This is a genomic window from Sphingobium lactosutens, from assembly GCF_013393185.1.
Lineage (GTDB): Bacteria > Pseudomonadota > Alphaproteobacteria > Sphingomonadales > Sphingomonadaceae > Sphingobium > Sphingobium lactosutens_A.
Window position 1 is genome coordinate 47,044 of sequence record NZ_QJQX01000061.1, and the last position, 20,349, is coordinate 67,392.

Annotated in this window: 21 protein-coding genes; 18 read left to right on the forward strand and 3 right to left on the reverse strand. The window is 60.6% G+C overall.

Annotation, left to right across the window (positions count from 1 at the left end; genetic code table 11):
* Positions 1–9: 9 nt before the first annotated feature.
* From DM806_RS17845 to DM806_RS17875, 7 genes are read left to right on the forward strand one after another with little or no spacing between them, the layout of a single operon-like run.
* Positions 10–1,239 (forward strand): CoA transferase, encoded by a 1,230-nt coding sequence (locus tag DM806_RS17845; RefSeq protein WP_179044527.1) that lies wholly within the window; start codon positions 10–12, stop codon positions 1,237–1,239.
* Positions 1,236–2,867: an acyl-CoA dehydrogenase family protein gene (locus tag DM806_RS17850; protein WP_256869367.1), complete on the forward strand. Its 1,632-nt coding sequence runs from the start codon at positions 1,236–1,238 to the stop codon at positions 2,865–2,867. The genes DM806_RS17845 and DM806_RS17850 overlap by 4 nt, the downstream gene beginning before the upstream one ends.
* Positions 2,864–4,000: a CaiB/BaiF CoA transferase family protein gene (locus DM806_RS17855; protein WP_179044528.1), complete on the forward strand. Its 1,137-nt coding sequence runs from the start codon at positions 2,864–2,866 to the stop codon at positions 3,998–4,000. Before DM806_RS17850 ends, DM806_RS17855 begins: the two co-directional genes overlap by 4 nt.
* A complete protein-coding gene (locus DM806_RS17860) occupies positions 3,993–5,477 on the forward strand; it encodes an aldehyde dehydrogenase (protein ID WP_218647554.1) in 1,485 nt (494 codons plus the stop codon). The genes DM806_RS17855 and DM806_RS17860 overlap by 8 nt, the downstream gene beginning before the upstream one ends.
* Positions 5,478–5,482: 5 nt before the next feature.
* Positions 5,483–6,640: an acyl-CoA dehydrogenase family protein gene (locus DM806_RS17865; protein ID WP_179044529.1), complete on the forward strand. Its 1,158-nt coding sequence runs from the start codon at positions 5,483–5,485 to the stop codon at positions 6,638–6,640.
* Complete coding sequence (locus DM806_RS17870) at positions 6,641–7,471, forward strand: FAS1-like dehydratase domain-containing protein (RefSeq protein ID WP_179044530.1); 831 nt, start codon at positions 6,641–6,643, stop codon at positions 7,469–7,471.
* On the forward strand, positions 7,465–8,310 hold the full coding sequence (locus tag DM806_RS17875; RefSeq protein ID WP_179044531.1) for an HpcH/HpaI aldolase/citrate lyase family protein: 846 nt from the start codon (positions 7,465–7,467) through the stop codon (positions 8,308–8,310). The genes DM806_RS17870 and DM806_RS17875 overlap by 7 nt, the downstream gene beginning before the upstream one ends.
* Here DM806_RS17875 and DM806_RS17880 read toward each other — a convergent pair.
* From DM806_RS17880 to DM806_RS17890, 3 genes are read right to left on the reverse strand one after another with little or no spacing between them, the layout of a single operon-like run.
* On the reverse strand, positions 8,279–11,092 hold the full coding sequence (locus tag DM806_RS17880; RefSeq protein ID WP_179044532.1) for a LuxR C-terminal-related transcriptional regulator: 2,814 nt from the start codon (positions 11,090–11,092) through the stop codon (positions 8,279–8,281). The genes DM806_RS17875 and DM806_RS17880 overlap by 32 nt on opposite strands.
* A gap of 11 nt (positions 11,093–11,103) precedes the next feature.
* On the reverse strand, positions 11,104–11,724 hold the full coding sequence (locus DM806_RS17885; protein WP_179044533.1) for a 3,4-dihydroxy-2-butanone-4-phosphate synthase: 621 nt from the start codon (positions 11,722–11,724) through the stop codon (positions 11,104–11,106).
* A 23-nt stretch (positions 11,725–11,747) separates the two neighbouring features.
* Positions 11,748–12,257 (reverse strand): flavin reductase family protein, encoded by a 510-nt coding sequence (locus DM806_RS17890; protein WP_179044534.1) that lies wholly within the window; start codon positions 12,255–12,257, stop codon positions 11,748–11,750.
* A 177-nt stretch (positions 12,258–12,434) separates the two neighbouring features.
* Between DM806_RS17890 and DM806_RS17895 the strand changes: the two genes are divergently transcribed.
* The 11 genes from DM806_RS17895 (at position 12,435) to DM806_RS28035 (ending at position 20,336) form a co-directional block, all read left to right on the forward strand.
* A complete protein-coding gene (locus tag DM806_RS17895; protein WP_179044535.1) occupies positions 12,435–13,226 on the forward strand; it encodes a fumarylacetoacetate hydrolase family protein in 792 nt (263 codons plus the stop codon).
* Between the two features lie 10 nt (positions 13,227–13,236).
* Positions 13,237–14,175 (forward strand): acetaldehyde dehydrogenase (acetylating), encoded by a 939-nt coding sequence (locus DM806_RS17900; RefSeq protein WP_179044556.1) that lies wholly within the window; start codon positions 13,237–13,239, stop codon positions 14,173–14,175.
* Between the two features lie 14 nt (positions 14,176–14,189).
* Positions 14,190–15,245 (forward strand): 4-hydroxy-2-oxovalerate aldolase, encoded by a 1,056-nt coding sequence (dmpG, locus tag DM806_RS17905; protein ID WP_179044536.1) that lies wholly within the window; start codon positions 14,190–14,192, stop codon positions 15,243–15,245.
* A gap of 1 nt (position 15,246) precedes the next feature.
* Positions 15,247–15,519, forward strand: coding sequence for a muconolactone Delta-isomerase family protein (locus tag DM806_RS17910; RefSeq protein WP_179044537.1), 273 nt, complete (start codon positions 15,247–15,249; stop codon positions 15,517–15,519).
* On the forward strand, positions 15,519–15,902 hold the full coding sequence (locus DM806_RS17915) for a carboxymuconolactone decarboxylase family protein (RefSeq protein ID WP_179044538.1): 384 nt from the start codon (positions 15,519–15,521) through the stop codon (positions 15,900–15,902). Before DM806_RS17910 ends, DM806_RS17915 begins: the two co-directional genes overlap by 1 nt.
* Positions 15,899–16,813 (forward strand): NAD(P)-dependent oxidoreductase, encoded by a 915-nt coding sequence (locus tag DM806_RS17920; protein WP_179044539.1) that lies wholly within the window; start codon positions 15,899–15,901, stop codon positions 16,811–16,813. Before DM806_RS17915 ends, DM806_RS17920 begins: the two co-directional genes overlap by 4 nt.
* Before the next feature lie 88 nt (positions 16,814–16,901).
* Positions 16,902–17,666: an SDR family NAD(P)-dependent oxidoreductase gene (locus DM806_RS17925; protein ID WP_179044540.1), complete on the forward strand. Its 765-nt coding sequence runs from the start codon at positions 16,902–16,904 to the stop codon at positions 17,664–17,666.
* A gap of 15 nt (positions 17,667–17,681) precedes the next feature.
* Complete coding sequence (locus DM806_RS17930; RefSeq protein ID WP_256869368.1) at positions 17,682–18,797, forward strand: LysR family transcriptional regulator; 1,116 nt, start codon at positions 17,682–17,684, stop codon at positions 18,795–18,797.
* 191 nt (positions 18,798–18,988) lie between these two features.
* On the forward strand, positions 18,989–19,699 hold the full coding sequence (locus DM806_RS28025) for a hypothetical protein (RefSeq protein ID WP_256869369.1): 711 nt from the start codon (positions 18,989–18,991) through the stop codon (positions 19,697–19,699).
* A complete protein-coding gene (locus DM806_RS28030) occupies positions 19,675–20,094 on the forward strand; it encodes a hypothetical protein (RefSeq protein ID WP_444860957.1) in 420 nt (139 codons plus the stop codon). Before DM806_RS28025 ends, DM806_RS28030 begins: the two co-directional genes overlap by 25 nt.
* Entirely contained in the window at positions 20,022–20,336 is a 315-nt protein-coding gene (locus DM806_RS28035) for a hypothetical protein (protein ID WP_256869370.1), read from the forward strand. The genes DM806_RS28030 and DM806_RS28035 overlap by 73 nt, the downstream gene beginning before the upstream one ends.
* Positions 20,337–20,349: the final 13 nt, after the last annotated feature.

Sequence of the window (20,349 nt, forward strand, 5' to 3'; positions counted from 1 at the left end):
GCGCCGATCATGGTGCCTTTCGATCGAAGTCTTTCGGGTTTGCGTATTGTGGAGGTCGCGTCATTTGTCGCCGGACCATCAGCGGGTCTTCATCTGGCTCAGCTTGGTGCCGACGTTATTCGGGTTGAGGATAAGGACGGGGGCCCGGATTTCCGACGATGGCCCCTTTCGAACGACGGAGCGTCTTTCTACTGGGAAGGCCTTAACAAGGGAAAGAGATCGCTTGCGATCGACCTTCGCTCGAAGGACGGGCGTGGGTACGTCGAGGAGATTGTAACGGCGGCCGGCGACGGTGCGGGAATTCTGCTGACGAACCTTCCCGATAGGTCGTTTCTCAATCACGAAGAATTGGCGCTGCGTCGCCCTGACCTCATTTCGGTACGGATCGAGGGGTGGCCGAATGGCCGCACGGCTGTGGATTACACGGTAAATGCGGCGCTCGGTGTGCCACTTATAACCGGAGCTTCCGAAGGGCCCCCGGTCAACCACGTGGTACCCGGGTGGGATCTACTGATGGGTGCCTATGCGGCCTTTGTGGTGCTCGCTGCACATCGATTGCGCTGCCAGACAGGGCAGGGGCAGGAAATCCGGCTTGCCTTGGGGGATATCGCCGCCGCGAGCTTGGGGCATCTGGGAATGATCGCAGAAGCAGTGGCTGGGGATGGTGACAGGCCGCGTCATGGGAATAATCTGTTCGGCGCCTTTGGGCGGGATTTCATTACCGCCGACGGCGAACATATTATGATTGTGGCCGTTACGCCCGGACAGTGGAAAGCGCTTGTTGCTGCACTCGCGCTCGAGGATGCGGTCAAGACCCTCGAACAAAGCTGCGGGGCAAATTTTGCTGACGAAGCTAGCCGGTTTATCCATCGTGACGCACTCAACGCGCTCGTTTCAGGCGCCGTCGCGCGCCTGGCTTTGGCCGATCTCGAATCGCTGTTGCGTCGGCACGGGGCGTGCTTCGACGCCTACAGGCCACTTGCTGCGGCCGCTCGCGAAGTGGCCGGGCCGATTGCGGGCAATCCGATCTTTTCCGAGATCGAGCAAGTCAGCAAGGCGCGCTATCCCGTTGCGGCGACGATCGCCCGCTTTACCGGCGAGCGTCGCCCGCCTGCGCCGGCCGGGGAGCTCGGACGCGGCGGAGGGCGCTTGTTGATCGATCTTTGCGGGGCTCATCTGTCGATCGTCCAAGACTTGGTGCGGCGCAATATCCTCCGCGATCCGGAGGTGGGGGAATGATGTCGGGTCCAACAGGCGGAGAGGCGGACAGCATCGAGCGGGCATTTGGCGCCTTGAAGGCCGTGGAAAGCTACTGCCAGTCGGCTCTCGCCATATGCCGGGAGGATCTTGCGTATCAAGGCCAGCGCCCGCGCCATGGTCTCGCATGGACATTTGTGCTGGCCGAAGGATTGGTCGCACTGACGCGATGGGCCTCCGGGCTCCGCGCATTCGGAGCGCTGCAATCCATCGATATCGCGATCGTCGAGGCGGCCTTCCAGGAGTATCTGGGGCAGCTCATCGGCGGAATTCCCGTAAGCCAGCTCGAAATGATCCGGCCTGACGATGTCGGTGGCAGCGCGGATTTGCTTCGATCGGATCCGTCCGTTGCCTGGTTTTTGAGCGCAGCGCATGGCGCGAGGGGACGGTTGGCCGATGCGCTCCTGGAGGGCGCGCGACCCAGCGAGGGCACCGGCGACGAGACGATCGATGCCGTGCGCGACGTCCTGCGGCGCTTCTCGTCCGATCAGATCATTCCCCATGCTCAGACATGGCATTTGGAGAATGCTCTGCTGCCCGACGCCGTTCTCGAGAGCATGAGTGCGCTCGGTGTGTTCGGACTCCCGCTCTCCGCCGACTATGGCGGTACCGGTCTTGGCAAGCTGGCGATGTGTGTGGCGTCGGAAGAGCTCAGCCGTGGATGGCTTGCGGTGGGGTCGGTCGGTACGCGTTCCGAAATTGCTGGCGAATTGATCGCTCAATCCGGGACAGAAGCGCAGCGTGAACAATGGCTCCCGGGCATTGCTTCGGGGGCGGTCCTCCCGACAGCCGTTTTCACGGAGGCCGGCGCAGGGTCCGATCTCTCCGCTGTCTCGACGCGGGCTGTGAAGCTTCCGGATGGCAGGTGGCGCATCGATGGCACCAAATTGTGGATCACACATGCGGCGCGCGCAGACTTGATGGTGATCCTCGCACGCACCGACACATCCGACGAGTGCGGCCGGGAGCTAAGCATTTTCCTCGCGCCTAAACCCCGTAGCGTGTCGGGCCCGCGTTTTTCCATTCCGGGCCTTACAGGGTCCGAAATCGAAGTGCTAGGCTACCGGGGAATGAAGGAATATGAGCTAAGCTTCGATGGCTTCGAAGTGCCCGCAGACGGCTTGCTCGGAGGTGTCACGGGGCAGGGTTTCCGCCAACTCTTGGGAACGTTCGAATCGGCGCGGATTCAAACCGCCGCCCGCGCTGTGGGTGTGGCATCCAGAGCGCTGGACCTCAGCGTCGACCAGTCGAACCAGCGCGAGCAATTCGGCCGGAATATCGGAAAGTTCGAGCGGGTCGCCGACAAACTGGCGATGATGGCGACCGAGATCGTTGTGGCGCGCGAGCTCAGCTATCTGGCCGCCCGCCGAAAAGATGAGGGACGCCGCTGCGACCTCGAAGCGGGAATGGCCAAATTATTGGCTTCCCGAGCGGCTTGGTCGTGCGCCGACGGTGCCGTTCAAATCCATGGAGGCAGCGGATTTGCGCTTGAGGCGGAACCGAGCCGTTTGCTCTGCGATGCACGCGTCCTCAGCATTTTCGAGGGGGCAAGCGAGATCCAGGCCGAGATCGTCTCGCGCCGGATATTAGAGCGGAGCCTGAGGCAATGACGGGACTGGGACGGGAGCTGGAAGGTCTGACGGTCGTATCGATCGAGCAGGCGGTTGCCGCACCCTATTGCGGCCTGCTGCTAGCGGACGCCGGCGCGCGCGTCATCAAGGTGGAGAGGCCTGATGGCGATTTTGCACGCGCCTATGACAGCGCAGCGGACGGCGAGAGCAGCTATTTCATGTGGCTGAACCGGGGGAAGGAGTCGATCGCGCTCGATCTGGATATTCCGGCCGACGGCGATCTCCTGGCCGGAATGCTCGATCGCGCGGATATCTTCCTCCACAATCTCTCACCTGGCGCGCTGGAACGGCGTGGCTTCGGACATGAAGCTCTCGGCCGGACAAACCCCAGATTGGTGAGCTGCGAAATCACCGGTTACGGGCGCGCCGGGGCCGCCGCGGGCATGAAGGCCTATGACCTGCTCGTGCAAGCCGAGACGGGGCTGTGCTCCATTACCGGTACACCCGACGGGCCCGCGCGGGTAGGTGTTTCATTGTGCGACATCGCTACCGGATTGACGGCCTTTTCGGGGATCCTGCGGGCGCTGTTGCGCAGAGCGGTTACGGGGCAGGGCATGGCGCTGTCCGTATCGATGTTCGACGTGCTGGCCGATTGGATGAACGTGCCTCTGCTGCATTGGCGCGCGACGGGACAGCTCCCCCCGAGGCTCGGCGTTTCGCATGCGACGCTTGCCCCTTATGGTCTTTACTCGGTGCAGGATGGCACCTTGCTGATAGGCGTTCAATCCAATCGAGAATGGGCGGCTCTTTGTAGCGACGTTCTTGGCAAGCCCGAGCTGACGCAGGATCCGCGCTTTTTAAGAAATGACGATCGCGTCTCGAACCGGAGTGCGATGGATGAAGAAATCGGGCCCATTTTTGCACGAATGATCAAGTCGGAGCTCATCGCGCGGCTGGATGGGGCACGGATCGCCTACGCAAATCTGAACGATATCGAACAGCTGTCGAACCATTCCCAGCTCCGCCAGATCGAGGCCCGGCTTGGCAGCGCGCGGGTCAGCATCGCCGATCTGCCGATCGTCACCGATCAACGTTCGCGTGACGTGCCGGCGCTCGATGCGCATGGCGCCGCCCTTCGGCATGAATTTAAAAAGGAAAATGAGGATGGCTGAAACATTGCAACGCTACCGCATGGTGATCGCAGGCGAATATGTCGACCCTATCGCCGGCGACTGGTTCGAAACCGAAAATCCCTATGGCGGCAAGCCATGGGCGCTAATTCCGCGAGGTGATGCCGCCGACGCAGACCGGGCGGTTGCGGCCGCCTCCGCGGCGTTTCCCGGGTGGAAGTCCCTGCGACCCTCCGATCGGGGGCGCTTGCTCATGCGCCTTGCCGATCTTATCGAGCGCGATGCCATGCACCTCGCCGAGGTGGAGGTTCGCGACAATGGCAAGTTGCTCGCCGAGATGTCGCTCCAGACGCGCTACATGGCTGAATGGTATCGCTATTATGGAGGTCTGGCCGACAAGATAGAGGGTTCGGTGCTACCTTCCGACAAGGAAGGCGTTTTCACGTTTCTCCGTTACGAACCGATTGGCGTTGTGGCGATGATTACGCCATGGAACTCTCCGCTTTTCCTTCTTGCCTGGAAGCTTGCGCCCGCCTTGGCTGCGGGAAACACCGTCGTCATCAAGCCCTCCGAGTTCACATCGGCCTCGACCATCGAGTTGATGTCTCTCATCGCCGAAGCAGGCATTCCGGCCGGTGTGGTCAATGTGGTCACCGGTTTTGGCGCCGACGTGGGCGCCGCATTGGTCGGACATCCGGCGGTTGCAAAGATCGCCTTCACCGGCAGCGATGGCGCGGGGCAGACGATCAACGAGAAGGCGGCACGCGATTTCAAGCACGTCACGCTGGAGCTCGGTGGAAAGTCTCCGAACATCGTGTTCGAGGATGCCGATCTGGATGTGGCGGAGGCGGGTGTCTTGTCAGGCATCTTCGCCGCAGCGGGTCAAACCTGCATTGCCGGCTCGCGGCTTCTCGTTCACCGATCGATCCACGATGCCTTGGTCGAGCGGTTGATCGTTTCGGTGCGGCAGATCAAGCAAGGCGATCCGATGGACGCCGAAACTCAGATGGGTCCGATTGCCACGGGGCCGCAGCACGCGAAAATTCTTGCATGCATCGAAGCCGCGCGCAGCGAGGGCGCGATATGCGTTGCCGGCGGGTCAACCATCCCTGACGATGGCGTGCGCGGAAATCTTTTTGTCGAACCGACCATATTCACCGGCGTGCACAACCGAATGGGGATCGCGCAGAATGAGGTGTTCGGTCCCGTGCTCGCGGTCATCCCCTTCGATGACGAGGACGAGGCCGTCGCGATAGCGAACGATAGCCGCTTTGGTCTGGCAGCCGGAGTTTGGACCAGGGATATGGGCCGCGCGCTGCGCATGTCGGAGAAGCTCGAGGCCGGCACCGTCTGGATCAACACATATCGGGCCGTCAGTTTCCTCGCGCCTTTCGGGGGCTTGAAGCGAAGCGGATTGGGACGCGAAAGCGGCATTGAGGGGATCAAGGCCTATCTCAAGTCCAAGACCGTCTGGATCGCGACCGACGTGAAGCCAGCCAACCCCTTTGTCCTGCGGTGATGCAAATGATCGAAGATCGAAATCGCTTCAGCGACATTCGCGAAGAAGTCGCGAAACTCTGTGGCGGGTTTCCGGGCGAATATTGGCGCGCTCTCGATCGTGCGCAGGCCTATCCTTCGGAGTTTGTCGAAACCGTTACGCGTGCCGGCTATCTGGGGGCGCTCATTCCAGAAGAATATGGCGGTGCCGGATTGCCGTTGGCCGCGGCAGCGGCAATTTTGGAGGAGATCCAGCAAGCCGGCTGCAACGGTGCTGCTTGCCACGCACAGATGTACGTGATGGGGACGGTGCTCCGGCATGGCTCGGAGGCTCAAAAGCAACGCTATCTGCCGAAGATTGCCTCCGGAGAGCTACGGCTTCAGGCCTTTGGTGTTACCGAACCGACGAGCGGCACGGACACCGCCGCCCTGAAGACCTTCGCGCATCGGGACGGAGACAGCTATATCATCAGCGGTCAGAAGATCTGGACCTCGCGCGCGGCGCATTCGGACCTGATGATCTTGTTGGCGCGCACGACGCCGATAGCGGATGTCGCCCGCCGCCACGATGGCCTCTCGTTGTTCATCGTCGATATGCGCGAGGCCGGCGACCGGCTCACAGTGCGGCCTATACGAACCATGATGAATCATTCGACGACGGAAATCTTCATGGATGAAGTGCGCGTGCCGGCGGAAAACCTCATCGGCGACGAGGGGAAGGGCTTTCGCTACGTTCTTTCAGGAATGAATGCCGAGCGAATCCTGATCGGTGCCGAATGTATCGGCGATGCCAAATGGTTTATCGACCGGGCTTCAGCCTATAGCCGGGAACGCGTCGTTTTCGACCGGCCGATTGGCCGCAACCAGGGCATCCAGTTTCCGATCGCAAAGGCTTATGCGCAGATGCGCGCCGCGGAATTGATGGTTCGCGAAGCGGCCGATCTGTACGATCAGGCCCAGCCTTGCGGCGCGGAGGCGAATATGGCGAAGATGCTGGCGGCGGATGCGTCCTGGGCTGCCGGCGAGGCTTGCCTGCAGACCCATGGCGGCTTCGGCTTCGCTGAGGAATATGACGTCGAGCGCAAATTCCGTGAAACCCGCCTCTACCAGGTCGCGCCGATCTCGACGAATATGATCCTCTCCTATCTCGCCGAACATGTGCTCGATCTTCCCCGGAGCTATTGAGTGATAGAGACGCCGGACCATGCGCATCTCGCCGGTTGGATCGGTCGGGAGGAGACACGGACGGATCTGCTGTCGCCCACCGTGGCGCGCGGCCTGGCCGCCATCCTGCAGGAGAGGCCCGTCCGCGCCGTGCCCTTGACGGTCCATTGGTGCCTTGCGCCTGCCATTGTCGGACTCGACCAGACAGGAGAGGACGGGCATCCGCGCCGAGGTGGTTTCCTGCCTCCGGTGCCGCTGCCAAGGCGGATGTGGGCCGGCGGCGAGGTGACCTTCGATGGTGACATAGCAATCGGAGACGCAATCGAACGTCGCTCCAGGGTTCGGGACGTGGCGTTTAAGCAAGGCCGTTCCGGACCGATATGCCTCGTCACCGTCGATCATGAGATTTGGCGCGAGGGCCGATGTCTGGTGCGAGAACGCCAAGATATCGTTTATCTTGAGCAGGCTGCTCCTTCGGGAGGTCAGCCGTCACCGGCGGCGTCCGTTCCCGAAACCCGGCGCGACATCGTCGCGACCCCGGAGTTGCTGTTTCGCTATTCAGCCCTCACGGCAAACAGCCACAGGATCCACTATGATCGCACCTACGCGCAGGAGCGCGAAGGCTATCGAGGTTTGGTCGTGCATGGCCCACTGCAAGCTGGGTTGCTTGCCAATTTCGTCGAAGAAGCATTGAACGTCCGGATAACGGGATTCTCCTATCGCGCTATTTCACCGTTGATCGATGGTACCTCGTTCGCCGTGTGCCTCTCGAGGCCCGACGACCGCCGCGTCGACTGCTGGACGATGGCGGCGGATGGTCGCACCTGCATGAAAGCGCACGCAAGATGGTGAGCGACGATATCGCGTGTGCGACGACCTTTCTGTTCGTTCCGGGGGATCGGCCGCAGCTGGTTGGTAAGGCGCTCACATCGGACGCGGCGTTCCTGATCGTGGATCTTGAAGATGCCGTGGACTCGACACGGAAACACCATGCTCGCGAGGCGATCGCCCAGCTCTCTCCGGATCCGCGGATCGGAATTCGGATCAATCCATGGGGCACTCCCGATTGGGAAAAGGATATCGCACTCCTCCAACATTGCTCCCCCTCCTTCCTCGTGCCGACGAAATGCGAATCTGCTGATGAGCTCCATGAGCTGCATGGGCGGATCGGTCGGAAGATGAATCTGCTACCACTCATCGAGACGGCGAGGGCGGTCGACCGGCTGACCGATATCGGTCAGGTAGAGGGCGTCGTGCGGCTATGCTTCGGCTCGATAGACATGGCGCTGGATCTCGATTGCGACGATGATTGGGAGCCCCTTGGGTGGATACGTTCCCAGCTGGTCTGGGCCAGCCGGGTCAGCGGACTCGCCGGGCCGGTGGACGGCGTGACAGTGGAGCTGAACGACGATGAAAAGCTCACCGCGGCGGCCTCGGCGGCGCGGCGTTGGGGATTTCGAGGCAAGCTTCTGATCCACCCGCGGCAGGTATCGATCGCCGCCGCTGCATTTCAGCCCTCCCGCAAAGAGCTGGATTGGGCTCGATCGATCGTTGCAGACGTGTCTGGCGATGGTGCGCGGGCTATCGGAGGGCAGATGATTGATCGGCCGGTGATCGCGCGTGCGCGTCGGCTTCTTCGGGAACAGGAAAGAAATCGCGTTAGCCCATCAAACCAAGCTGGCGCGCCTTGAACACCGCCTCAGAGCGCCGATTGACCCCCAACTTCATATAGATCTGCTGCAGGTACCATTTGACGGTACCCAAGGTCAGTCCGAGCTCTTGGGAAAGCTGATTGTTTGTCACACCCGTCGCCAGCATCAGCAAAATTTCCGCCTCACGGTTGTTGAGCGCTCCCAGCGGCCCATCGAGATCGGTGCGGCTGGTCACAGGCTTTGCGGGTGGCTTTCCACCTTTGAGCATCGCAACGATCTGCTGATGAAATATCCCGACAGTGTCATCGGCGCCCGTGTTTGTTATCTGCATCTCGGTGATGAACCGCTGTACTGCCGAATTTGCATCCGCAAATACGCGCGTAAACCCACCCGGTTGGGCGATCGTCAGTGCGCTGCGCAGGGTGCGATGGGCCGTCTTCGTTTCACCCTTGAGAAGCTGTACATGCGCGAGAAGCATTGAGAAATTAAGCGCGAATCGGGAACATCGGCGATCTTCGAAGAAACGCAGCCACCGTCGGAGCAAATGTTCGGCTGAACCAAGCTCATTGTCGATGATTGCAATCTGCGCCGCCGCATAGGCGTTGGCGACCGCGCGCGAGGTACTGCCGGCCGCAGGTTGCCAGCGATCGAGAGGGCCGACTAGATTGTGGACGATGGCCGCCTGGCGCGCCTCGGCAAAATCACCAGCTATGATTAGCAGACGAATGCGTTCCGCAAGAAGAATTGCATGAAGTCGCTCAAATTCGCGCGACAGAGCGATTTCGTCGCCTTCGTCGAGCACGCTCAGCGCCGCCGCCGTCGAGATGCCAGTCGCAATGCGGGCTTTGGTATAATAGCCCGCGACCAGTTGATCAACCATGCCGGTTCGCCCGGCGAGCGGGAGATAGTCGGTGATCAAATCGTCAGCGTCTTGAAGTTGGTCACGCTCATAGAGAAGGTCGGCGAGGTGAAGCGCCGGCATCGCCGCAATCGGGCTGAGTTTGCCGCTCACGTCTTGGGCGGTCGCCAGCGCTTCGCGAAAGATTCCGTGTGCGCGATCCAGATCCCCGGCCATGACGTGTGTTTCGCCGACAATGCAGTCATGCCACACGCAGCCCCACCGTCGATCATGTTCGACAAACAACTGCCGGGCGGAAGCGGCAGAGGTGACGGCCTTGGGATTGAGTTGCTCCCGCTCGGTATATATCAGCGTCGTCTGTACAACGGCTTGTTCGAACGGCGTGCAATTGCCAGGCATCTCAAGCCATTGGCGGCCGAGTGCATGAGCCCGCCCGGCATCATCCACCAAGCTCGAAAGATTCATTTCCCGATGGATGAGCTTGCGTTGGAGCATCTCGATGTCGAGACCGCGCGCGCGCCACCGATCTACGGTGCTTCCGTCCATGAGCGCCGCGCGCAATTCGCGAAGGACTCGCCGTGCGTCTCCGAACTGCCATGCCAAAGTAGACGCGTAGACTCGCGCGAGCTGTAGATTGGGGTAGTCGAACGCTATTTCCGGGGGGAGGGAGGTCGAGTAGCGCAGGAGCGTGGCGCCCTGACCTGTCTCTAGAAGAGCCAAAGCCACATCGTTGAGAAGCTCGACCGCGAGTTCAAGATCTTCGGACGCGAAAGCGTGCTGAAGCGCCTGTAAGGTCATGCCTTTCCCGGAAAACCAGGTGGCCGCGCGCCGATGCAGTTCATCCCGGTCAATAGCTGATCGGGCTAGCAGTTGCTGAAGGAGATCGGCAAAAAGCTGATGATAGCGAAACCAGTCAGGCTCCTCGAGCGCCTGCAGAAATAACTGTTGCGCCTCAAGCGCCGAAAGAATCTCTTCCGAATCGGTTCTGCCGGTCACCGCGTCGCACAAATCAGGATGCAGGTTCGACAGAATCGACGTTTGTAGCGCAAAGTCCATGAGATGTCCGGGAAGGCGATTAAGGACCTCATCCCGGAAAAAACTGTGAATGCTGCGGCTCTTACACTTCAGCAAAGTGTCGAGAATTGCCGGGTCGCGCCCTCCGGACATCGAGGTCGCGGCCAATTTCAATCCAGCCGCCCATCCTTCGGTCCGCTCCAGCAGCCCACGTACGACATCGTCGTCGGCAGTATTCCCGAGGTGGCGCTTGAATAGCTCGCGCGACTCTTCGAGATCGAACCGGAGATCATGGATGTCGATCTCGAGAACTTCGCCGCGGACGCGTGCTTTGCCAAGCTTGACGGCAGGGCGTGTCCGCGAGCAGATCGCGACATGGAGGTTGGAGCTTCCATGTTGAATGATAGTATCCAGGAAGGCGTGGATCTTTGGATCGGTCACGAAGTAGAAGTCATCCATGATGATGAGTATGTCCGATTGCACGCCGGTCAGAATATTCAGGAAGGAGATTGCTACGGACTCGAAATCGAAGTCCGCATGCGAGTCGGAAAAGCCGGCTAGGCGATCGTTGAGGTTGGCCGCACTCGCCCTCACTGACTCGATGAGATGTCTCAGAAACTCCGCCGGATCGTTGTCGGTTTCATCCAGGGTGAGCCACGTCATGATAGATTGATCGGTGGGTTGGGTGCCCGCCCAGGCACTTAGCGCGGTCGTCTTGCCATAGCCTGCGGGAGCCACGATCAGACTGAGATGCGCGTCGAAAATCCCCTCCAGCTTGGTGAGCAGCGATCTTCGGTCGACGAGAAAATCGGCCTTGACCTTTGGCGGCTTGAACTTGGTCGTGAGCGCGGGGCGCGGCGTCTGCAGACGAACTACCGGCTTCCGGCTCCGGCCAAGCGCCTCGGCAACGCCGGTATGAGGCTTTTGAGAGGCCGGGATAATGGTCATATCCACCGCCATCATGCTAATTGCGCGATGTTGAGACCCTGATCGCTGATGTAAAGGGGACTCGCGATTGGAGATAGATCCCGGCAGATTGTGGGTACTATATGTGCGCCTGAGCGTTCGAAGAGCGGGATCGACAGCCGCTCGGCGAGCCTGCCGCAGTGGCTTGCCGTACCGATATCGCCGCAATCATCTAGAATATCGCACCAAGCCAATGCCAGCGTTCCACGGTGCGCCTGTAGCGATCGTAACGCTGTATCGGCTAAAGGCTCTCCAGGCTCGAACCGGCTCGTCGCGAGGCTCGGCAGGACGTGTCCCGGGGTGACGAGCTCCCCGGCATGAGAATGTGAAGATCCCATCACGGCGATCGTGATTGCCCTTTCAGCTGCCGAAATGCCTGTTTCGCGGCAGGCCGTCGCCTCGACGGTGGTCAGGAAGCGACGTCCGGACGGTCTGGAGCCTGCCATTCGAGAAAGGCCGAGTTTCAAGGCGCGCTCTGCGAACACTGCGACGGTAACAACGCCCCGTCCATGGATCACCATCCGGTTGACGTCTTGGTCGGTCACGCTGGCAGCGTCCTGGAACAGGATGCCGGAGCCCGAGGTTCCAACCTGCCGGTCGATAAGGATAGCCAAGGAGGCTCCGTCATTATGCATTTTCATTTCTGGTCTCCGCCTGAACGGTTATGGGCGCTAGCGAGTAATTGTCCTTCGTGCAGAACCAACGGCGTGCCGCTCCCATCAGTGGCCTCCACAATCTCACCGATAAAGATTGTATGGGTGCCGACATCGAATTCGGCGCGCCGCACGCAGATGAAGGAACCCAAGGCGTCGGTCAGGCATGGGACGCCCTGCGGATTTGACCATTCGCCATGCAAAAAGCGCTCGGCAGCGAGCCGTGTCGAACCAAATTGGAGCGCAATATCCATATGATCGGAGGTCAGTGCCTGGACGCCAAACCTCTCGACTGCCATCAGTGCGCCATAAATCGACGCCGTGCGATTTACGCAAACCGCAAGAGTAGGCGGAGCAAGGGAGGCCGAAAAAACCGCCGTTGCGGTCATGCCAAAACGACCATCGGGCGTCGCAGCGGTCACGAGCCAAACCGGAGCTGGACCGGTACGCAGCGTTCGCCGCAACGAAGTGGCTATGTCATCGACATTCGTCACGGGGTGACCGTCTTCCTCTCCTTGGATTCGCCCATTTTGGGTCTGTAAGCAGGCTACGCCATTGTGGTTGTGGCTGCACCTACCTTTTAGCCGGTTACATTTGGCCGAAAGGTAGGTGGCGCGCTTCGGCTTCGCGATCAGGGTTCAGCCCGAAGAAAATTCTGTCGTGAGTTGGCGATGAGCAGTGCAAAAAACAAGAAATCCTTATCGCCCTATGCCGATGCGCTTTTTGGCGCTCTGGAAAGGCGTGATGCGATCCCGCCAATCGACGACGGCACGCTGTCGATCGACGATGCCTATGCGATTTCGCTCGATTTGCTGAACCGGCGCCGTGGGCGAGGCGAGCGGGTCGTTGGCAAGAAGATCGGCGTCACTTCGAAGGCGGTTCAATCGATGCTGGGTGTTAACCAGCCCGACTTCGGCTTCCTCACCGACAGGATGTGGGTAAAAGGAGAGACGATCGACATCACAGCCGCGGGCCTCATCCAGCCACGGGCTGAGGCCGAGATCGCTTTCATCCTTCGGGATTCGCTGCGCGGGCCCAGGATCACCGCCGAGCAGGTGATCGCAGCGACCGGCAGCATCGCGCCCTGTTTCGAGATCGTCGACAGCCGGATCGCCGACTGGAAGATCGGTATCATCGATACGATCGCGGACAATGCGTCGTGCGGTGTTTTCCTCCTGGGGGTGGAGCGCGCCGATGCGTCCGCACACGATCTTCCCGCGCTTCGTGTGACCGTGACAAAGAATGGAGAGCCGCTGTCCGAGGGCCTTGGTTCGGCGGTTCAGGGTTCCCCGGCAGAGGCTGTTGCGTGGCTTGCCAACACGCTCGGCAGCTACGGCGTAACGCTCGATGCGGGCGATGTGATCTTGTCAGGGTCGCTCGTGCCGCTGGAGCCCGCGGCAGCGGGCGATGTTTTTGAAATGGAATTGCACGGAATCGGGTGCTGTACGGCCCGCTTCGTCTGAGGAATTGAACATGGCACGACTCAAAGCAGCGATTATCGGATCGGGCAATATCGGAACCGACCTGATGATCAAGATGATCAGATATCCGCAGAACATGGAACTGGTGGCGGTGGTGGGCATTGACCCGGCCTCTGAGGGACTGGCGATGGCGCGGGATCGCGGCATCGCGACGACGCATGAGGGGATCGAAGGGCTGAGAAAGATGCCGATCTATCCCGAGGTCGGTATCGTGTTCGATGCCACCTCCGCTTATGCGCATCGGGTTCATGACGCGGCGCTCCAGGCGGACGGCAAGCAGGTCGTCGATCTGACTCCCGCGGCAATCGGACCGTTCACCGTGCCGCCAGTAAACATGGAGGCGCATCTCGATCAGGGAAACGTCAATATGGTGACCTGCGGCGGACAGGCGACGATTCCGATGGTGGCAGCGGTCAGCCGGGTCGCGACGGTCCATTACGCTGAGATTGTCGCATCGGTTTCCTCGCGTTCCGCGGGGCCAGGTACGCGCGCGAACATCGACGAGTTCACGCGGACAACTGCGCGCGCGATCGAGGACGTGGGCGGCGCCGTACGGGGAAAGGCGATCATCATCCTGAACCCTGCCGAACCGCCGATGATCATGCGCGATACGGTGTTCACCCTATCGGAAGGTGCCGACGAGGATGCTATCCGCGCATCGGTGCAAAAGATGGTTGGCGAGGTACAGAAATACGTGCCCGGCTATCGATTGAAGCAGGAAGTGCAGTTCGAGCGCTTCGGCGACAATAACCGGCTCAAGATACCGGGGCGTGGCGAATTTTCAGGGATTAAGACCTCGATCTTTCTCGAGGTGGAAGGGGCGGGCGACTATTTGCCAAGCTATTCTGGCAATCTCGACATCATGACTGCCGCCGCGAAGGCCACTGGCGAGCTGCTCGCCCAGCGGCGTCTTGCCGCCATGGCCGCGTGAGGGGGATCAGCGCAATGGCAAGTTTCGATGTCGATGCGGGCGCAAAGCTCTACATCCAGGATGTGACACTCCGCGACGGGATGCATGCAATCCGGCACATGTACGGGATTGACCACGTCCGCGCAATCGCCAAGGCGCTGGACATGGCGGGCGTCGATGCGATCGAGGTCGCGCATGGGGATGGCCTCTCGGGTGCAAGCTTCAACTATGGCTTTGGCGCGCACACAGACTGGGAGTGGCTGGAAGCCGTGGCGGATGTCCTGGAGAGGTCGGTCCTGACGACGCTTATCCTGCCGGGCCTCGGGACGGTGGAGGATCTGAAGCGAGCTTATGGAATTGGCGTTCGGTCGGTGCGGGTAGCGACGCATTGCACCGAGGCTGACGTCTCGAAACAGCATATCGGGATTGCGCGTGACCTCGGCATGGACGTGTCAGGTTTTCTGATGATGAGCCACATGGTCGAGCCCGAGGCGCTTGCGCAGCAGGCACTGCTGATGGAGAGCTACGGCGCGCAGTGCGTCTATGTGACGGACAGCGGCGGCGCGCTGGATATGGACGGGATCCGGGCACGGCTCCGCGCTTATGATCAGGTGCTGAAGCCGGACACGCAGCGCGGCATGCATGCCCATCATAATCTATCGCTCGGCGTGGCGAACTCGATCGTAGCGGCGCAGGAGGGTGCGGTGCGGATCGATGCCAGCCTCGCGGGTATGGGAGCAGGTGCGGGTAACGCGCCGCTCGAGGTCTTCATTGCGGCCGTCGATCGCAAAGGCTGGAACCATGGCTGCGACACGATGAGCCTGATGGACGCCGCGGAGGATCTGGTCCGACCGTTGCAGGATCGGCCGGTCCGCGTCGACCGCGAGACGCTCACGCTGGGCTATGCGGGTGTCTATTCGTCCTTTCTGCGCCATGCCGAAAAAGCTGCTCACATCTACGGCTTGGATACCCGTGCAATCCTCGTCGAGCTGGGACGTCGGAAGATGGTTGGTGGCCAGGAAGATATGATCGTCGATGTTGCGCTCGATATGCAACGCGCACTCGCAACCGCCCGCCGAGCCGGAGGCTGACATGTTTCTCGTCGTCACGAAATTGCGCTTCCCGTCCCGTGAGGAAGCCGAAGCGCTGGTGCCGCAAGAGAAGATCGTTTTCGGTCGGCTCGTTGCGGAAGGCAAAATCCTTGAAGGCTATCTTGCCGAGGATCGGACGACCGAATGGCTTATCGTGGCTGCCTCGAGCGAACACGAGGCCCGGAAAGTACTCGACGAATTACCCATGGCACACTGGTTCGAATATGAAAGTTTCATTCGAATAGCGCGCCTTACAGAACAGGAGTCCGATTGATGGAAAGTGAAAAATTCGAAGCAGGATTGGCCGTTCGGAAAGCCGTGCTGGGGTCCGACTATGTCGAGCGTTCGCTCGCGTCAGCGGATGAATTCAGCATGCCGTTTCAAAAGCTCGTTACGGAATATTGCTGGGGTGAGGTTTGGACTCGCGATGGCCTCGACCGTCCGTCCCGCAGCATCATCAACATCGCGATGCTCGTTGCGCTCAACAGGAACGCGGAACTCCGTTTGCATATCGGCGGCGCCCTGACCAATGGCGTCACCCCAGAGCAGATCCGCGAGGTATTGCTGCAAACTACAATCTATTGCGGCGTACCCGCGGCGCTCGAGGGCTTTCGGATCGCGCGCGAGGTATTTGCTGAGCGGGCATCCCAGGGATGAATGCGAGCAAGATCAGCCCGCCGGCGGCCATCGCGTTCATCGGATTGGGCAATATGGGCTTTCCGATGGCCGGCCGTTTGCGGGCCGCTGGCTTCCAGGTCCGGGGCTACGATGCAAATTCTGCGGTTGTCCGCAGTTTTTATGGTGACGGAGGCGTGCAGCCTACGAATGCCGCCAAAGCCATCAGTGGCGCAGCCGTCGTCATTACCATGCTGCCGACTGGGGCTTCAGTGAGGGGTGTGTTGCTCGAGGATGCCTGCCTGGCTGCCATCCAGACTCAACGGCCCTTGTTGATCGACATGAGCTCCAGTGCTCCGGCCGATACGCTGGCTCTATGGAAGATACTCGAGCCGTCCGGCATATGCCTGATAGATGCTCCCGTTTCGGGAGGCGTGGTTCGCGCGCAGTCGGGCGCGCTTGCAATCATGGCCGGTGGAGACGCCGAAACGCTGGATCGTTTGAAGACAGTTCTCGATGCCATCGGGACATCGCTCATCCATTGTGGTCCACTGGGCGCCGGGCATGCGATGAAAGCGCTGAACAACTATGTTTCGGCTGCCGGATTGGTTGCCGCGATCGAGGCGGTCCGTGTTGCGGAGCGTTTCGGTATCGATCCGGAACGCGCCGTCGATGTCCTGAATGCGTCAACAGGTTCCAATAACTCCACCCAGAACAAGATAAAGCAGTTCGTCCTGAATGGCCGGTATGATTCCGGTTTTTCCATCGGTCTGATGGCGAAGGACCTTGCCACTTCGGCGGCGCTCGCCTCAAGCCTCGCGGCACCATTTCCTCAGCTTCTTCGATATTCGAAGCTTTGGAGCGACGCTGAAAAGCATCTTGGATCCACGCAGGATCATACCGCGATGGATGTCTACTTGCGCGAGACCTTGTCGACAGAACAGGCCAGCTAACTCGGGGCCGTTCGCATGCCCTTTATAGGTTACTGACAGTCTGAACAGCGCTGCCGGCTTATCGGGATATTGTTTGGAGGAGGCTGCGATGAGCAAACGACTGGCTGATAAAGTTTGCGTGATCACGGGCACCGGCGGCACCATGGGACGTTGCGCAGCCCGATTATTTGCGTCCGAAGGGGCGCTCGTCGTGGGATGCGACATCAACGCCTCCGCCGCGGCGAAGACCGTCGCCGCTGTTCAAGCCGATGGCAATGACATGATGTCTATCCATCCGTGCGATCTTACCGATGCGGAGTCGGCGCGGGCACTCATCGCAGCCGCAATCGAACGTCACGGGAAGATCGACGTTCTCTATAATAACTGCGGCATGGCCTATTTCGAATGGTTCCCCAAAATGCCGCACGAACTCTTCAAAAAGACGATATCCGAGGAGCTCGATGTTTATTTTCATGTGACGCAAGCTGCTTGGCCCCATCTGGTTGCCGCAGCAGGGGCATCGGTAATCAATGTCGCTTCCGCCTCAGCGAAAATTCCTTTCAAAGTATTGCCCGCTGCAGCGCACATGGCGGCAAAAGGGGCAGTTCTAGCCTGGTCTCGCCAACTCGCCATGGAAGGGGGACCTCATGGAATCCGGGTAAATACAATCTCACCCGGCGTCGTCGAAACTAATCAAACCAGACAATTCATCTCAGACCCTGCATGGTGGGGACCGATGCGCGATAAACTAATGATCCAAAGGCCTGGTCAACCGGATGATATCGTTCCGGCTGCAATCTATCTGGCGTCGGAAGAATCTCGCTGGGTGACGGGAGCTGACTTGGCAATCGATGGTGGTGCTAGTGCCTGGTGAAGGAGGCGCACGCGATTGATTGCACCAGGCAAGAACAAAGCTCCAAGCAAACGGCTGGGTTCGTCCCGGCCCGTTGAGGCGCATCCTGCCTGGAGCAGCCGACCGCCATCCAAGGGGTCTCATTCGCTGGGTGAGAGGCTTAAGCTCGTCGATTGGCAGGATCTTGAACTCTTCCTCGAAGTCGTCGAAGCAGGCAGCGTGCGGGCGGGCGCCGCCGCGACCCGCCATACCGTCGCTACGATCCGGCGTCGCATCGGGCGCATTGAGGACAAGCTCGGCGAGGCAGTTGCGAAGCGCGGTCCGTCGGGCCTCAAAATGACACAGGTTGGGACACGCCTTTTGTCGATCGCCCGCGAGATGCGGCGTTTGCGTCTAAGCCTTGAAGCCGAGGATGAAGCGGAGGTTGGCCGGGAGCGCGTACGCATCGCCGTAACGGAAGGTCTGGGCACCTATTGGCTGATGCCGCGCCTCGTCGAGTTCCAGAGCGACCATCCCGAACTCGACATTCTCCTGCACTGCGACATGCAGCGCAGCGATGTGGCGGGCGGCGCTTGCGATGTCGCCATCCAGCTGGAGATGCCTAAGGACGCCCGGACAGTGGTCGAACGCCTCGGCGCCTTGCACCTGATGCCTTTCGCCTCGGATCGCTATCTTCGGGAAGCGGGCATGCCCAAATCCATCGATGAATGGCCTCAGCATCGGCTCGTCTGGCAGGAAGCCGATCAGGTCGCCTCGAATCTTCTCCCCTTTGTGCTGGGAACAAGCGAGACGCGCGATCTTATCGCGCTTCGCACCAACAGCAGCTCCGCGCATTTTCGGGCGATCGCGAGCGGCGGCGGCATCGGAATTCTGCCGACGTATGCGCGCGCCGTCAGCCGGCGCGTGCGGCCGCTGGACATCGGCGTTCAACTGCGGCGTGAAATCTTCTGCGTTTTCAACGCAGAGCGCCAAGCCTGTTCCGGCGTTCAGCTCGTCGTAGCTTGGCTTCGGAAAAGTTTCAATGGCGGAGCTTTTCCCTGGTTCGCTGACGACTTCGTCCATCCCCGCGATTTCGAGCCGGTAATCTCCTCGCCCAATGTTATTTCGATGTTCGAGGGCTTCATCGACACGCTCGACGCCGATGATGGCTGATACAGGCGACCCTGCGAACACTGGAATGATAGCAGGCGGCAAGTGCTCTAACAGAAAAATGGCTCCGGATTTCCATTTGGCATCTCGGTCGCGTGGGGCCGAAATGAGCCCACCCTGGATCGGGATAGGCTCGCGGAGAAAGCCAAAAACACGGCTATCTAGGCAACCCTTCAGAACCGGAGGGAAGCCCAATGTATCACGAGAATATCCGACCGTCGCCGATCGAAGGCCTTGAGACGATGGCCTTTTCGGACCGTGTCATGCGACTCTCCGCCGGTCGCTCCGATCCTCCGCTGCCAATCCGCGCCGCTACATTGACGGAAGCGCTAGAGGCACTTTCTTATGCCCGCAACAGGCTGGGAGAGCTCGTGCCCAACCATGTCGTCGAAGCGGTGCTCGAACACAATCCCGAACTCGTTCAGCTTGTCGGGACATGTAACACGGAAGCCGCGCCGAACTTCCTGGCCTTTCTTCCTCTCAACGCCGCTGGTGCACGCGCAATCATCCAGGGGCGATTCAGCGGAAAGCAACCCGATCTCGATCTCGTCTGCAGGCCCAGTGAATCGCTCACGGCGATCTACATCTGGCTCATTCATGCGCCCTTGGCGCTTGGCCCAGCGCTGCGAGCGCTCGCTCCACTACTTCGACGCCTGGCGCCGGATGGCTGCCCGCTCTTCACCCGGGCGGCAACCGGACACACTGCCCGCCTGTTCCCCGCGATGGGCTTCTTGTCCGCAAACGATGCCTACACGAATGCCGCCGCCGACCTGCTTGTTCTTCCTCCGCGAGGGGGACTGCCGGCAATGGGCCAAGCTTCCCGGACGGCATCCGCCTGTTCCCGGTCGCCGGAACGATCACCTATCCGACCGACCCCTGGATTGCCGAACGGATCGACGTGCTGAGCGGGCCGGCTTCGGTCCTCTATGGCCAGGGCGCGCTTGGCGGCGCGATCAACGTCATCTTGCGGCAACCCAATAGCGAACGGTTCGAGGCACAGGGCGAGATCGGTTATGGATCGCAGGACAGCTTCCACGCTGCCGCCGGCGTAGGCGGCCGTATTGGGACGATGTTCTCCTTCCGCCTCGACGGCAGCTATCGCCGGTCGGACGGCTATGTCGATCGCGTTCAATCCAAGAGCACGCATTGTCGGGCGCGCCTGTTCACCCGCGCGCGGCGCGACCGTGAAGGCGCTATCCGGTCAGCATCCGCTCGGTCGGCGAACTCATGCGGTTGTTTGGAGCCACGATCGCGGCGCTGGGAGAGGCGGTCGCGCATGGCGGCAATCCGCTGGAACTGATCGACGAGGCCGTGGGCTGGCACAGGCTGGTCGCGGCCAAGGCGCAGGTCGATGCCCTGGCCGACTTGGCGGGGGAGGATACCCTTGTCGCTGCAACCGGGCGTTATGCGACGTTGCGGCGGTTCAGCCCGGCTTTTCGCGACGCATTCACGTTCAAGGCGTCGGGAAGCGGGTCGCAACTGGTCAAAGCCATCGATGTCATCCGGTATGCAAATGCGCAAAACGCGCAGCCTGCCCGATGATGTTCCCCTACCA